The organism is Bradyrhizobium sp. WSM4874 (assembly GCF_055811835.1).
On the sequence record NZ_JBVVPR010000035.1, the window covers coordinates 1 to 14,898 of the forward strand.

Annotated in this window: 13 protein-coding genes; 5 read left to right on the forward strand and 8 right to left on the reverse strand. The window is 58.6% G+C overall.

Annotation, left to right across the window (positions count from 1 at the left end; genetic code table 11):
• The first annotated feature begins 768 nt into the window (after positions 1-768).
• A complete protein-coding gene (locus AC0L3P_RS28545) occupies positions 769-1,014 on the forward strand; it encodes a PilZ domain-containing protein (protein WP_085385788.1) in 246 nt (81 codons plus the stop codon).
• A gap of 242 nt (positions 1,015-1,256) precedes the next feature.
• On the forward strand, positions 1,257-1,493 hold the full coding sequence (locus AC0L3P_RS28550; RefSeq protein WP_473307117.1) for a DUF6894 family protein: 237 nt from the start codon (positions 1,257-1,259) through the stop codon (positions 1,491-1,493).
• Between the two features lie 572 nt (positions 1,494-2,065).
• On the opposite strand, the gene AC0L3P_RS28555 is transcribed toward AC0L3P_RS28550, so the two are convergent.
• Positions 2,066-2,824: an Abi-alpha family protein gene (locus AC0L3P_RS28555; protein ID WP_473307120.1), complete on the reverse strand. Its 759-nt coding sequence runs from the start codon at positions 2,822-2,824 to the stop codon at positions 2,066-2,068.
• Positions 2,825-3,312: 488 nt separating this feature from the next.
• Between AC0L3P_RS28555 and AC0L3P_RS28560 the strand changes: the two genes are divergently transcribed.
• The gene (locus tag AC0L3P_RS28560) at positions 3,313-3,771 is read left to right on the forward strand and encodes an SAM-dependent methyltransferase (protein WP_473307122.1); all 459 of its coding nucleotides are present in this window, start codon (positions 3,313-3,315) and stop codon (positions 3,769-3,771) included.
• Here the strand turns inward: AC0L3P_RS28560 and AC0L3P_RS28565 are convergent.
• The 4 genes from AC0L3P_RS28565 to AC0L3P_RS28580 all read right to left on the reverse strand — a co-directional run bounded on the left by AC0L3P_RS28565 (position 3,753) and on the right by AC0L3P_RS28580 (position 7,859).
• On the reverse strand, positions 3,753-4,058 hold the full coding sequence (locus AC0L3P_RS28565; RefSeq protein WP_473307126.1) for a hypothetical protein: 306 nt from the start codon (positions 4,056-4,058) through the stop codon (positions 3,753-3,755). The two genes, AC0L3P_RS28560 and AC0L3P_RS28565, sit on opposite strands and share 19 nt — an antisense overlap.
• 354 nt (positions 4,059-4,412) lie before the next feature.
• Entirely contained in the window at positions 4,413-4,916 is a 504-nt protein-coding gene (locus AC0L3P_RS28570) for a hypothetical protein (protein ID WP_473307130.1), read from the reverse strand.
• A 57-nt stretch (positions 4,917-4,973) separates the two neighbouring features.
• Complete coding sequence (locus AC0L3P_RS28575; protein ID WP_249804142.1) at positions 4,974-5,345, reverse strand: hypothetical protein; 372 nt, start codon at positions 5,343-5,345, stop codon at positions 4,974-4,976.
• 2,259 nt (positions 5,346-7,604) lie between these two features.
• Positions 7,605-7,859, reverse strand: coding sequence for a hypothetical protein (locus tag AC0L3P_RS28580; protein WP_473307135.1), 255 nt, complete (start codon positions 7,857-7,859; stop codon positions 7,605-7,607).
• Positions 7,860-9,882: 2,023 nt separating this feature from the next.
• Here AC0L3P_RS28580 and AC0L3P_RS28585 point away from each other — a divergent pair.
• Positions 9,883-10,149 (forward strand): hypothetical protein, encoded by a 267-nt coding sequence (locus tag AC0L3P_RS28585; protein WP_473307137.1) that lies wholly within the window; start codon positions 9,883-9,885, stop codon positions 10,147-10,149.
• An 873-nt stretch (positions 10,150-11,022) separates the two neighbouring features.
• Here AC0L3P_RS28585 and AC0L3P_RS28590 read toward each other — a convergent pair.
• Together AC0L3P_RS28590 and AC0L3P_RS28595 are read right to left on the reverse strand one after the other, a co-directional pair.
• Entirely contained in the window at positions 11,023-11,241 is a 219-nt protein-coding gene (locus AC0L3P_RS28590; protein ID WP_473307139.1) for a DUF6894 family protein, read from the reverse strand.
• Positions 11,242-11,595: 354 nt separating this feature from the next.
• Positions 11,596-12,210, reverse strand: a complete 615-nt coding sequence (locus AC0L3P_RS28595) for a helix-turn-helix domain-containing transcriptional regulator (RefSeq protein ID WP_354209943.1) — start codon at positions 12,208-12,210, stop codon at positions 11,596-11,598.
• A 104-nt stretch (positions 12,211-12,314) separates the two neighbouring features.
• Between AC0L3P_RS28595 and AC0L3P_RS28600 the strand changes: the two genes are divergently transcribed.
• Complete coding sequence (locus AC0L3P_RS28600; protein ID WP_354209942.1) at positions 12,315-13,094, forward strand: outer membrane protein; 780 nt, start codon at positions 12,315-12,317, stop codon at positions 13,092-13,094.
• Between the two features lie 98 nt (positions 13,095-13,192).
• Here AC0L3P_RS28600 and AC0L3P_RS28605 read toward each other — a convergent pair whose 3' ends face one another.
• Entirely contained in the window at positions 13,193-14,434 is a 1,242-nt protein-coding gene (locus tag AC0L3P_RS28605; protein WP_354209941.1) for a tyrosine-type recombinase/integrase, read from the reverse strand.
• Positions 14,435-14,898 lie beyond the last annotated feature (464 nt).

Sequence of the window (14,898 nt, forward strand, 5' to 3'; positions counted from 1 at the left end):
TCTCCTTGGAACACTGAAGCTTCGCAACCTCAGCTTCCTCGGTTCAGACCAGATGGACAACCTCCTGAGAGACCACAGCTAACCAACCCATTGCGCGAAGACGTGTCCGCTCCGTCGGCTTGTTCGCCCTCGCTGCTTGCGGAAACGTTGTAACCGACCGTAGACGCCTGGCGGCTGCGACCCAACCGCTCGCCGATCTCGGTTGCAGTCATCTCATCATCGAGTAGCGCAAGCAATTGCGCTTCTTCTTCGGGCGACCACGGACGGATCTCTTGTCGATCATCGGACATCGATCTCATGCCAGCAAAAGCGCTGCGGAGCGTCATCGTACGTCAAGATCGTAAACGATAAGTTCAGGGAGTCGTGGACGTCGCCTGACTCGCGCTTGCAAACCCAGGGCACGTGTAAGGTCGACCAAGATACGGGCGGTCCAGGGTGCCCGCGTAACGATCTGTAAGTATTGGGCATGCATGATAGCGTCTTTCTGCGCGTGATCAGTCCGATCAAGGAGATCGCCGTGACATCAGATAATGATGACGAGCTGGCTGTTTTGACGCGAGAGATCGCTGACAAGGTGACCTATGTTCAGAGCCAAACTGTCCTGATCCAGGTCCTTGGGCGAGACGGACACGACGTATCCGACTATGAGAGAGAGCTAGCCAAAGAGCGGTCGGGCTTGGCAACACGGATCGCGAGGCAGTTTAGACTGCTTGAAATAGCTTCGGCCAATGAAGGACCCGAGACTGCCCCGTCAACTCAAGGCTAATCATGTCGGATCGCCGGAAGATCGATCGTTCGGAGGTCGACTTAGCCGCCTACATTTTTGGAGATGGCGGCAGCCGACGTTGCCGCGTGTTCAATATCTCGGAGGATGGTGCTGGGATCGAGTTATCGACGAAGCTGCACATGCCTGCCACATTCAAGATGATGTTGGAAAGAGACCGTATCATCAGAGATTGTCGTCTCGTTTGGTCCAGTGATACTCGCATCGGCGTCGTGTTCAAAGCCGATTGAGTCGGCTCTGGTAGGTTGTTGGTGCCAGCCAAGTGCCCCGCGGGACAAAGGTCGGGGAGTGTTACCACGCGGTCTAGCGAGCGGCGTCGAGCGTTGTTGCTGCGGGTCAACGACGGCACACGCGGCGGGGGCTGTGAGGAGGGCGCCCGGTGATCCGCTTCACGGACCCTGTCGTTTTTGACAGGCGCGGGCCGTCCTGACATGCGGGCATGATCGCGGCTCAAGGACGAGGGCCCGCGGCTATGCGTTACTACTTCCCAATTTTCCACAATGGCGAGACACAGGCGGACGACGTAGGCGAGATGTTTAGCTCCGCTGAGCTTGCGGCGCAGTACGGCGCCCGCGTCGCTCGGGACATCGGTAATGATCCCGAATATGACCCCGATGCGGGCACCGTCATAATCGTGATCGACGCCTCCGGTGCTGAGATCGCGCGGCATAGGGTTGGTCCGTCAGGGACGCCTAAGACGCGGCGGTGATGATATGTGCTGCCTCTCTCACGCCGCACCGGCGAGAAGCATCGCGAATTCGTCCATTGCCGAAAGCCCTTCAGCTGGTGAGCTGCGGCCACTATAAGGTGAGTCCAACAGTGTTGTCTGCTGAGGAGGGCGGCTTTCTCTGCCGGCCTTCATGCCCTCTCCACCATAAACTGTCCAGTTGCTAGCGTTGTGGGGAGCTTCGATAGTGTCTCAGTTTGAAATTCTGGGCCGTTTGAAAATAGCTTGATGCCAAGTCCCCTCATGTTGCGGCAGCACGCACACCAGCTCCCAACCCTCTCGGCCCATTTTGTTGAGCTGTTCTGTCCATTCTATCGGATAGCGAGGGTCTAGCGCCATCTCGCGATATTCCCATTTCATTAGCCTGCCTTCTTGCCCAGTCTGCGAAGCTTACCGCTAGCCTCAGTGCTGACCCTCACATCATGTAACTTTTGAGACCTTGGATTTCAGCCAGTCAATGCCATACTCCACCTGCACGAGGCGGCAATCTCTCAAGACGAGAGAGGCGAGAGCGCGCTGCGCAACAACGCAAGAATATCATCAACCGCTAATTCTCAATCGCTCATCACCGCGCGACAGAAATCCTCGCCCAAACGAGTGACTACTACGACCTTGAGGTCGCCATGCACCACCCGCACAGCATCGCTGTGTTCCATCGCTTCGCGGTCTCCTTCATATCCAGCCGGGGCGTAGGTGTGGATCTCGGTGTAACTTGAAGCGATCAACCCAAGCCGGTTGAGGGAGATGACGGACAGCTCATCATGCTCCTCCGTTCCCCGGACGCCGGGACCGTACCGAACCGTCGTCGACCCCCAGGACTCGCTTTTATCGTCGACCAACCACTCATTCCAAATTGCTCTAAGCACGATGGCGTCGGGGCCGGTTAGGTCTGCAAGAATCGAGATGTACTTCCGATGTATCGCATCTGCCGTCGGATCCATAGCCGCCGACAACAATGATGCCCAAAGGGAATGAAGGTCGTCTTCATTCTCCATCGTCGCGTTCTGCAAGAGAGGAAGCGCAAGCTTTGGCTGCACGAGCCGAAATTGTGTGATGCCCTTGCGTCGAAGTCGCTCTTCCGTTTTGTGGAGCAGAAGCTCAAGACGTTCCCACGAGTGGATCGCGCCAGCGATCGACCGCTCCCGGACTCTGTTGGTCCAAATGCTCTTGACTGAATGTTCTACACCGGCCCCAAAGATGCGATCTAGCCATCCGCCGAGATTGTCGGCGACTTCGAGGGCTTTCGACGTCGCCTTCGCAATCTCTTGGGTTGACTTGGCGCTTTCGCTGATTGGATCCGACATGGCGCCCATGATAGCTGGTCGATGCAAGGATTCAAATGGGCCCGAAGCCAAAAAGGTGCGCACCGCAGAAGGCGATCATTGATCTCGACGCCGACAGGTTTCCTTGCGCTCGGGGTTGAACTCGGGGACGAAGTGCCGAATCTGCGCGCTCACGACGCCCGATACGGGCACATCGTCTTGCCGCTGCATTCTGCTACAAGGATCCGCGCTTGCATCGCAGGCGTGCCATTCGGGCGCCCTTGGAGCGCAAGCCACCCAGCACCGGCTTTACGCTGCTTCAACGGAGGGATTCCTTTCTTCCACAAATCGCGTATGGTCGAGTGATGGCACAGAACCGATCTCACGCTGTCATGGCGCAGCGTACCGAAGCGTCTGATAGTCGGGACGATTTTCCGACCCCGCCGTGGGCAACGCGCGCGCTCCTTGCTCACGTATTGAAAGACTTCGGGCCCTTGAACCAGCAGTCTGTTTTGGAGCCGGCTTGCGGAGCTGGCTACATGGCGCGACCGTTGGCTGAAAGCTTCGGGCAGGTCTTGGCCTCTGACATTCATGCCTATGGGTTCGGGGCGGTGCGGGACTATTTAGCGGTCCCATATGAAGCAAACGCAGTAGATTGGGTCATAACAAATCCACCGTTTCGGCTTGCCGAGGAGTTCGTCCTGCGGTCGCTAATCGTGGCAAGGAAGGGGGTAGCGATCCTTGCGAGGACGGTATTTATCGAGAGCGTCGGCCGCTATCGCAATCTCTTTGTCCCGCATCCGCCCTGCAGATTTGCGCAATTCACGGAACGGGTGCCGATGATAAAGGGCAGGGTGGACCGGTTGGCTTCCACCGCCACCGGCTACGCATGGCTTGTCTGGTCGAAAGAAATGCAGCCGAAAAATCCGGCACTAGTCTGGATCCCACCTTGCCGCAAGGCTCTTGAGCGCGACAGCGACTATTCTGATCGATCGTAGCGATCCATACCGTCTTTGAGGCTCTGGAGAGCGGAAGCATTATCGCCCGCCTCAAGTGCCTTTATTGCCTTTACCACAAAGGCATGCAGGCGGCGCCCCTTGATCCCCGGTGGACCTTTGGGTGGCAATTCGGCTGCTGGCGCCGCTTCGTTCGTGCCGAATTTTCCTTGAGAAACCTCGACAATGCGCGCTTGGTTTTCTCCAAACCAAGCTGCTACGTCATGTTGATTATCTCCCCGTGCCAACATCCCGATGGCGATTTTCGCATCGTGGATCGTCATTGCCATGTGATTTTTCCCTCAGCCTTTCGTTGAGCTTAAGCGCAACCAGAGCGAGAGCGCAAGGCCAGCAAGCGGTGGATTGCCACCGATCATCCTTTTACCGGCCGCGACTCAGGAGCGCGCTTCCATCGCGCCAATCCAGCGCTGTGTGGAGGCGAGCATATCGCGTGTCCACCATATTGATCGGAGAGTGAGTGCGAGGGATGAGGCTAGCGAAGGTTGGCTGGTTTATCTTTTCAGAATGAGCCCCATTGCGCGCGCCATTTCGCCTCACTGATCCGGTGTGCCGACCCAGCGCCGCCGCTATCTCCGACACGACACGACGACGCGCCAGCTACGCAAGCCGCTTTTGTCACTGCATCAAAGTTTCGCTCTTGCACCGGTGGCGTCAAAGACGATGATCCTGAGCAGCGCATCACAGAACAGTAACGAGGTCGGTGCGTAGTTTACGTTGGCGGTGCCTGCCTTTTCCGGATAGCGAAACCAAAAGTCGCTGTGGAAGATGCTTTTGCTATCAATAAAACCCCGTATCGGCTGAGACACTTGAAAGCCATGGTCGGTCGCGAGGTGCAACAAGGCCGAAAGGTCATGGGAGCGCTGCCATTTGCCCGCGGGCAGTGATTTGAAATCAAGATAACCTTTCAGCACATTTTCAATCCCAAAGCCGATCAACAGGAAGAATGGAATGCCGATTGTCTCGATCGGGCAATCCTTAGCGGTAGAAAAAATCCTTTCAGCACCACCGAAAAGCGATCGAGCATAAGCAAGTTTATCGATGTAGAGGTCGGGCTTCACGCTTTCATCCTTGACCAGCCATTGGCTCGGATAGCATGTCTTCCACTGTACTGCCCTGTCCAGTGCCATTGCAGCACTGAGGTCCGCGATGAACTACCCAGCCGGCCAACGCACGGCAGCCCCCGCTCACGCCGGCGGCTTCCCTTGGAATTGAATGTTGCATTTCTTCTGAATGCTCGCCTGCTCGATCGCGACCATTTGGCCTTTCATGTTGGCGAGCTCCGCGGCAGTCTGTTTGTCACCGCCGACAAAAAATGCGGCTGGCCAGAACACGACGATAGCAGCCGCCGTGACCAAGCCGTCTTTCGTCCGCTGGCTGTCTTGGGCGCCGGAAAGGGCGGCCGCTCGCTGCGAAATACCCTGAGCCTCAAGCCCCAGCTGCTGGCAGTTGTAGGATTGGTACACGACCGGCGAAACGTACGACGGCGCGATATCTGACGATGCTGACGCACAGCCAGCCAACGCGGCGCCAAGCGCCACGATTCCTAAATTACGCATTTGAAAAAGCCCCCCGGCCAAAACAACAGGGGTGCACTGAACCTCAACCAGTGCGCGAGATCAATAGGTTGCGCGCGTAAAATGCAGCAACTTGGGAAAAATATGCAAGGGCTTGTGGACGAAAGGCGGCAGCGCCCCCAAGAGGGGTTGTTTGTTCTGCGCATGCGGAGGAGCTGGCTGATGATGAGCGTGCGGAGGTTGCCGCCAGACGGTCGGCCGGGATGAGGGAGGCCGCGGAATAACGCTCAATCGGCGGCCAGTCATGGTCTGACACCCTGAGCCTACTCCAACCAAATGCGCCGCCGGGCTCCAAATACAGCGTCCCGGCGGCGTTTGCTTCAAACTGGGACCTTATAATCCCCAGCCAACCCTGAGTAGCAAGGCGGTGCCAGGCTGGGATCGTGTATTCTTCAGCAAGGCGGAGCCTGATTCGTCATGCTGGAAGCCATTCTCCTATTACTGGGAATTGGGGCCGCAGCCCTTCTGCTGATCGCCTTCTGGGGACTGCAGCATCACGTATAACTGCGCCTCGCGGGCCTAGCGCCCCAAGACCCGCCCGTTCACGCTGGTGGACCTTGTTTTCGCGACCCCCGGTAGTCATCCGGAGATGTAAGCTCCAGCCGCTGGGACTACGGTCGGTACTTTGGGCCGGACCGGCAATGGCGCGCGGCGATGACACCGAGAATGCACCAACGCTCATCTGCGAAAAATGCCGGCGGCCCATGGAATTTCTCGCATTGCTGCCGGCGATTGCGAACCTACCCGCCGCCTACGCCTACAGATGTATGCACTGCCTGAGAGTTGAAACTATCGTTCTGAAGTAGGGCACCTCTCGGCAACCGCTTCGTATGCGCCGGTTCACGTCACGCTGGCGCACAGAGCGCGACCGGCAGCGACTGATAAACGCACCGTCGGCGGCTGAGGCGGTAACCAGCCGTCAATAGGTATCAGCTTACGATCCAGCAACGCGGATCGGTGACGAGTACCGATACGTATTGGCATTGAGAACCCGCCGGCTCCCAGGTCGGCGGGCTTTTCATTTGAGCGAAAGCCGCCCGTTGCATTGGCCGTAGAAGCATCTTGACGCCATTTGATGCAAACGCTGTACTGGTCACATTCTACCGCGTTAGCGGCCGGCAGTTTTTTTGTAGTAATTATTTTGGGGGCGTTCCATGCGTAACTGTGATCGCGCCATCGTTGTGCGCCAGTATCTTGATGCACTGATCTCCGGACTTTCCGAACTCGAAGCTCTTCGTAACCGCGTGCTCGAAGCTGAGCAAAGAAGGATTGGCACGCCGCACCGACGGCGGAGAGGATCAGTCAGAAGAATAGCTAAAGTTCGCGGGCGCCTCTAACCTTCCGCGCTCCACAGACGACTAGTTGCCAGCTTCCCCTTGTAGGCCCAAGCTACATACAATTCGTGAGTCTGGAACGAAAGCCGTTTGAGGGTATGTCTCTCGAAGAACTGTGGCGACTCCACGCGCTCGTTAATGACGTTCTTGCCGTGAGGCTCGTGGCCATGAAGGAAGAGCTGGAGCGACGGCGTTTCTCAACCGAGACGACAAGCCGCTTAATTCATAAGGTCGTCTGGATTCTCGCGGCCCCCATGTTCACGCTGGCGGGCTCTGTGCTAGCACCACGGGTGCCGTGCGGAACGTTGCGGCGTCGGTCGCGGGAGCAGCCTCTTAGCCGTTCCTGCGACCTTCACTTTCGAGGCTCCGGCGCTCTGATCCGAAATTGAATCGGCGGCCGGGAGCATGGGGGCTGGAAACCAAACCATGCCATGGCACTCCCGTAGTTGTCCCGACTCCATTATTGGAACGGGGTGTTCTACCGTGAGAACACCGGCGCGATTTAATACCAATCAATATCAAGTTGCCCGGGACGGCCGCAGTGGGCCTGGAACCACGCTGCGGCCTTTCCCTTGAGCGAACCCAATTCTTTGTTGAGTCGTATCTGGCCGGAGCGATCTTTTCCGGGGGGCGATTGTGAGCATCCAAGGCATCGTGGCGACTATACTGGAGAAAGAGCTGGCCGCGCGTGGCGTGCACTCATTGAGGCATTCCGACTGCATGCAGATCGTTGAAAATCTAATCGTTCGTTTGAAGGAGCTGGACCAGGAATTAGCCGCACGAAAGATCGAGCCAAGCTAAGCTCGAACGAGAGACGACCCCGGCTGGATTGCCTGGGGGTCAAGGCCGGGGCCGCTCCGCCAGCTCGAAGGAGGGAGCTAGCAAGACAGCAAGCCCGGCAGTGATGCTAGGTTCCTACGACTGTCAGCAGGCGCACATAGGTCCCGCTTTCGTGGAGCTCGAGCCAGCCCTTCTCGACTGCGCACCTGATGCCGGCGCCGAACTCCGCGCCGCTTGCCTTAAGCGTGTAGAGGAAGGGGTAATTGATCTTCTCGATGTGGACACGGCCGTCCTGGACAGGCTCTATGCCGGCGGCGAGCTCGATCAGCTTGCGGGCTGCGGCTTGTGGATCGGCAAAAGGGCGTTCGGTGACGTGCTTCATCGCTGGAATCAAAACCTCAGTCCCATCCTTGGCCTGACTTGACCGCGACTGTCATGCCAGTTCGGGACGATATGCACAGATCCTGCGGCGCCGCATGCCGAGCAGACCATGCGCAAGCCGACGCTCGACCACGGTTGATCCTGCGGGAGTGTCTCGAGCCGCATGTCAACTGCGATCGCAACGGCCGTTCAGGCACTGGATGCTGCAGGTCACATGGCCGTCAGCCACCCATTCCGCAGGGCTGCGGGGCGGATAGTGGCCGGTATCGGCGAGTGCGCATGCCGCCATCAAAGCGGCATCGTAAGCAGCGCGCAAAATATCGATTCCTAGTAGGTCCGGGCGGGCGCGAACTACCGGTTGTCGTAGGTGGGGAAAAGTCGCTCGAAACGTCCGCCGGTCAGGCCGGCAGGTGCTCGCCTGAGCGACAAGCCAAAATGACGCCGCCGGGCAAATAATACCTTGTCCCGGCGGCGATGGGTTTAGTCCAGCCCCGAGAGGGATCAACAAAATCCCGGATACTGATACTACGAACGGAGGCGCGCGAAGTTTCAGTGCACCTCTCGTTAATTGCAATTCGGTGGCCCGCCCGGTTCATGCTGGCGGGCCGTGCCATCGTGCAGCAGAATGCCAAGGCGCTAGTGGAATTCAGTATCTATTCTCGTGGAACAAGCGCCTAGTGGATCCATCACCGGCCCATCACGGCCTCTATCGGTGACTGAGAGCCCCGTGCTCCCGCCAAGATATGCGGAGCCATTTATGCCCATGCTCACCACATCCCTGTCAGAACGCCTCACCCAAATGGCGAGCGCCGCTCGCAGCCGGGCAGAGGCAACGCCTCCGGGCCCCAAGCGGGAAGCTTTGCTAAAAGCCGCGCGCCTGAGTGAGAACGCCTTGCACATTCAGCAATGGCTGAGCTCCCCCGGCCTCCGCCCCCCAACGTAAGCCCCACTCGGTGAGCATGCCGTCTCATGTGGCGGCCTCATTGTAAGCGACGGTTCACGCTGGCGGGCCCCCGTGCTAGCACCACGGTGCCGTGCGGAACGTCGCGGCGTCGGTCGCAGGAGCAGCCTTTTAGCCGTTCCTGCGACCTTCACTTTCGAGCTCCGGCGCTCTGATCCGCAATTGAATCGGCAGCCGGAAGCATAGGGGCTGGAAGCCAAGCGATGCCATGTTTCGCTCTAGTGTGACAAGGCGCCACCGGTAGTTGTCCCGACCCCATTATTGGAACGGGGTGTTCTACCGTGAGAACACCGGCGCGATTTAAGTACCAAGCAATTTCAAGTTGACCCGGATGGTCGCAGTGGGGCTGGAACCACGCTGCGGCCTTTCGCTTGAGCGAACCCAATTCTTTTTTGATCCGTATTTAACGGCGCAACTGTCATGCCAGTTCGGACGATATGCACGGATCCTGCGGCACCGCATGCTGAGCAGACCAGGCGCACGCCGACGCGCGAGCAAAGAAGGCCTCACATCAACAGCCAAGACAGCCCGGCGATCAGGACCAAAAACCCCGTAACCGTCGTCACTGCGAAACCATATTCAATTCTGTCCACGACGCTCTCCTCATCCACTGAGGTGAAGTTGCGCCGTGTTGGGAGATCCGTCCCCAACAATGGTGAATCGACCGTATCCTAATTTCCGGAAAATGAGTGTCTCAGAATGTGTACGCAGTAAAATTACGGGGCGTCTCATTTGATCGTACCCCCATCTCAGGCCGGCTCTAGTCTCGCCTCGATGAGGCATCCAACTGCGCGACCCATGGGCGAATATCGAGCTTACGTAATCGGGGCTGACGGGCACATCCAGCTTCGGCTGGACTTGGTGGTCCCCGATGAGACGACAGCCCGGAAAAGAGCGAAGCAGCTTGTCAACGGACATGCCGTAGAGCTTTGGCAAGGCGCGACCAAGATGGATAGGTTCGAGCCGGAGCAGTGACGGCCTGCTTTGCTGTTCGGCGTGCATTCGGGAACCAGTGCACTTAACCTGCATTAAGGAACTGAACGGTCCAATTGAGGGATTGGCCATGGGCGCAGAGCGAATGCACTCCCCCAAGTACTGGCTGAAGCGTGCGGAGGAGTTTCACACCAAAGCCGATAATTGCCAGTTTCCGGAGACCAAAGCCGCGCTCCGGCAAGTTGCGAAGAACTATGAGGATCTGGCGCGGCAAGCACAGCAGATCCTCGATGCTGAACAACAAAGCGAGCGCCGCGGCTTTAGAACCTCGCGGGGAGGAGGGGGCGCTGACGATCCACGCGCTATGATGGGCGAGCTACGTCGCCGGATAAATTGAGACTGCGTAGCGTTCCGCCGATGCCGTGGAACAATTGAACAATGTGGCACTTGGTGAGTCGCTCAATGGCGAGGCGGTGCCCAGTGGACCGTGATTTCAAGAACGAAGTATTTTCGAGCTTCGACCCAAATCCGGTTCAGCCCTGCGACGAGTGCGGCAGGAAGCCTAAATCGGCCTTGAAGATGCTAAATCCAAAAAACGGTCACATCGTGCGCATGTTCAAGTGCCAATGCGGTGCGCAGACTTGGACCGAAACGAAGGAGTAAGGCCGGCTCGGTGGGCGTTACGTGTGCGGTTCTCGCTGGCGGGCCCGTTCTCCCTGGCCACAAGTTTTCCCGGCCAAGACCGAAGTGGCGTGTTTTCGTGTTGTGCCGACCCGTGATTTATCTCAAGGGAATTGGTCCACGCCGAACATTCAATGAACGCCATGGACCGGCACACTTACCGGCTTTCGCTGGTCTGGCTGGCGATCATGGTCGCCTGCCTAGTCTTGGTTCTCGTGCAGTAAGTCCGCCTCACTGGGCGGCTTAGAATCGGCCCCGGCTTCGTGGGGGCTGGAAGGTGGGCCGGGGCCGCTCCGCCAGCTCCCGGTCAAGTGAGCTAGCACGTCTTGCAAGCCTTCCTCCGCGCGTTCGTTCCTAACGTCCGTTTGCCGCTGCTGAAATCCGGCCTGACCTGAGCCCCTCGGTTGCCGCATGCGGCGCACACAAACCGCGGCTCGATGTCAGACAAGCGAACATCGTCTGGCCAGCGATCGGCGCTAAGAGCAACATTATGACCGCAATGGCAGTGGACCAGAACGCGCCGTAAGCCCATCTCGCGCATCTCGCCGAAGGGTGATCGATCGCCGTTTTGCGCCGTTAATCGGAGTCGCTATTGCCATGTGCCCAGCGGAGCATGCGCAATGGCGTTGCCATCCTCGTCGTAAACGACGATGCACATTCCTTTACAACTTAGCTCGGGCAATTCCGCGAGGATCTCTTGCGCCAGCACGGACGCAAACTCTTGCGCCTCATCCCGATCCAAGATGATTGGGGCGAGATCGGATTCGAACTCGGTCAGATTACTTATGCTGTAAGTGCAAAGAAGCATGGCTGCTGTCCTCGCCTTGTCGCAGCGGTGTCCCGGTAGCGGCTTAGAGGCGGCCCCGGCTAATGGGGGCTGGAAGGATGGACCGGGGTCGCTCCGCTGGCTTCCGGTCGAGCGAGCCAGCAAGACTTCCAAGCCGGGCAACGGTGCTAGGTTCCTAACGTAGTGCCAGGAGATCCTGGCCGGGCGTCAGCAGCCGCACATAGGTGCCGCTCTCATGCAGCTACAGCCAGCCCTTCTCGACCGCGCACCTGATGCCGGCGCCGAACTCCGAGCCGCTTGCCTTGAGCGTGTATAGGAAGGGATATAATGATTTTCTCGATGTGGATTCGGCCGTCCTGAGCGGCCATCCTAGGATTATCTTCGGATCTTTGGCGGGCGCCCAAGCTTGGGCCGGTTTGACTTTGGCCTGGGCGCAAGGGCCATGACGACGAACCGAAGTTGCATGGCGTCAAAAAGCTTCAAAATCCTGCTCAATTGGGGATCTACGGTCCCGCCGAATGTCCTGTAGACCGATCTTCGCTCAAGGCCAGAGGCTCGCGCGAGGACGGAGACATTCTGGGAGAGCGCAACTTCCTTCAATCCGCGCACGGCCTTGTCGAAATGATTGTCCTCGAACGCTTGAGTTAGTCGCACTGCAAACGCTTCAACCGCACCGGGGGCTGTTGTGGTCTGAGGGTCAGAAGGACTCGACGGCACCACGCACGCTCGCACGTTAAGCGCATCGAAGAGCTTGAGGATCCGACTGAGCTGAGGATCGATTCGGCCCCCAAATGTCCTGTACAGGCTCTCCCGCCTTAGGCCGGCGTCACGTGCCAGCATCTGCACATTTTGGCCTTGCATCACGAGGCCCAGACTAGTTCGCGCGGCGACGTAATCATTTTTGGCAAATTTTTCAGTGAGATAGGCTGCTATTTCCGCGGGATTGTCACGGAATAGCTCAGCTACGATTGTCTTGTTGCTCGCCAGCATCGCCTGTCGATTGCTCGTCACTGTGGCCCTTGAGTTACAGCATCTTTGGCCCTTCAGGCTATATTAGCCGAGACATCGACGCACACTGCTTGGGGATTTTTGTCATGAAGAAGATTTTGCTGGCTCTGACCGCCATTGCGGCGATGACCGGTTCGGCCTCAGCCGCTGACCTTGGCGCCCGTCCCTACGTGAAGGCGCCGATGGCGGCTCCGGTTGCCAACTGGACCGGCTTTTACATCTTCGGTGGTGGCGGCGGCGGCCTCTCGAATGCTGACCAGAGCGTTGTAGATACGGCCACCGGCACGCCGTTGACGATCACGCAGCGCCAGGGTGGTTCGGGCTGGTTCGGCACCGTCGGCCTTGGTTACGACTGGCAGTTCAGCGGCACCTGGGTTGCCGGCGTGTTCGCCGACGGTCAGTTCGGCAGCATCCGCTCCACGATCCAGGATCCGATCTTCGGCATCACCGGCAACCAGAAGCTGGAAGACTCTTGGGCCGCTGGTGTTCGCCTCGGCTGGCTAGCCGCTCCGAACGTTCTCACCTACGTCAACGGCGGTTACTCGGGCGCCCACTTCGGCCAGACCAACTTCACTGACCTCGCTGGCGTCCCGGTCGGTGCCCACCTCGACAGCTACAACCGCAACGGTTGGTTCATCGGCGGCGGCGTCGAGAACAGCTTGAACTTCTTCGGCATCTCTTCGCCCGGCTGGTTCATGAAGACCGAGTATCGTTCGGCCTTCTACAACGCCAAGACGCAGGACGAATTGATCGACGGCAGCAACCTCCCGACCGGCAACAGCATCCGCGCCAACAGCTGGAACCAGACGGTCTCCACCTCGCTGGTCTACCGCTTCAACTGGACTGGTGCGGGCGTCAGGTACTGATCTGATCTCACGATCAAGCGTCAAGGCCCCGGCATCGCCGGGGCTTTTTCGTTATGGCTGCGCGTTTTGCGGCTTCTCCGCTGCCAAGGCGGGGCGAGCTACTTCCCGCTCAGCGCGGCGGCGATCTTGCCTCCGATAGCCTCAACCGCGCGCCGCGCCGCCTCGTCTGCCAGATGGGCATATCGCTGTGTAGTGCTCGGGTCGGCGTGGCCGAGTAGGGTGCCGATAACGGGCAAGCCCATCTGGTCGCCGACTCCGGTGGAGGCAAAGGTGTGTCGCAGATCGTGGATTCGAACGCCGCTCACACCGGCGCGCTTACAGATAGCGGCCCATGGTCGCTTGAGATCTGAGCGGGGCTTCTCGTGCTTGGTGCCGGCGGACTCGCCAGCAATCATGTAGCTCCCAAGCTTCGTTAGCCCCTTGATTATGTCGACGGCAGCTGTCGGCAAGAACACCGTCTTTTTTCCGGTCTTTGAATCCGGCAGCCGCAGAACACCCCGCTCAAGATCAACCTCCGACCACCGCAGGTTAAGTATTTCCCGCAGGCGAGCGCCGGTGAGCATAAGAAGCCGGATTGCCGCAGTAGCGTATGGACTCATTACGACAAGCTGCCCCTTTGGCGCGTGCTTCGTTGTGCCCGCATCCACGGGAAGGCCTATGGTTTCAGCCTCAATCATGGCGTTGCCAATAGCCAGCATCTCGGCTGTAGTCAGGAAGCGCTCGCGACCCTCTTCCTCGTTTAGCTTGGTGCCGGAGGCCGGGTTCATGCCTTCCTGCACGTGACCATGACGCGAGCCCCAGCCATAGGCGGCGGACAGCAGCTTGATAGCGCGGTTCGCCGAAATGCGGGCCTCGCGGGTCATCAGGGCGTGGGCGCGCTGTACATCAACCCGCGTCAGCGAGGTGGCCTTGGTCGAGCCCAGGCGCGGCTTGACATGTTTCTTGAGCAGCATGCGGTAGAGGCCGGCGGTGGACGCTTTTTTGTGCTCCGCGACGTATTCCTCGATGTATTTCGAGACCAGCTCCTCAACCGTCAGACTCGCCCGCTCATCGCTTCGATTTTGAGCTAGGTCTTTCCCGAGCGCGGCGTTTGCAATCGCCCTACGGGCCGCCTCGCGGGCCTCATTGGCCTTGAGGGTGCCAACCCGGCCGAGCTTCAGCCGCTTCTTTGAACCGCCGGCCACAGGGCGGAATTCGGCGAAGTAGGTACCGGTGCCGGTAGTCGTGCGGTACAGCCCGAAGCCCGCTAGTTCATTGTCGAAGTAAAAGGTCGTTTTGTTCGGAACTGCCGACTTCGTAAGCGCCGCCACGCTCTCGGTTGTAATCTTGATCGTCGCCATGCCCCCACCAATTTATAGCCACCCTGTAGCCAGCAGTCTGGCTATCGGTCCGAAAAGGGCAAGTGGTCATTGGTTGGATGGCGTTTGATTTACAAGGTTTTTTTTACGTTGTCCAACGGTGTGAATGGCTATAAAACAGGCCGCTTATAACTGGGAGACTAGGGGTCGGAGGTTCAAATCCTCTCGCTCCGACCATTTTTTCAAAAGCATCTGTCGGGTGGAACGAGGGGCGGCGCGGAGCCAGCTGCCGCCGGTGACGCATGGGCCGCGATCAGTCGCGGGCGGCTGCTTTGGTGGCCGGTCAATCAAAATGCCGAAAACAACCCCATGCACAGTAGCGAAGCTATTGGCGGTGTTATGTTTTTCCGAAGCGTTTTGACGTGTCGGGCAAAACAGGGGCACGATGTCATCTTGCGAGCATGTGGAATGGGGGCGACCTCTCCGCCCGGCCAGCAGTAGCGTCC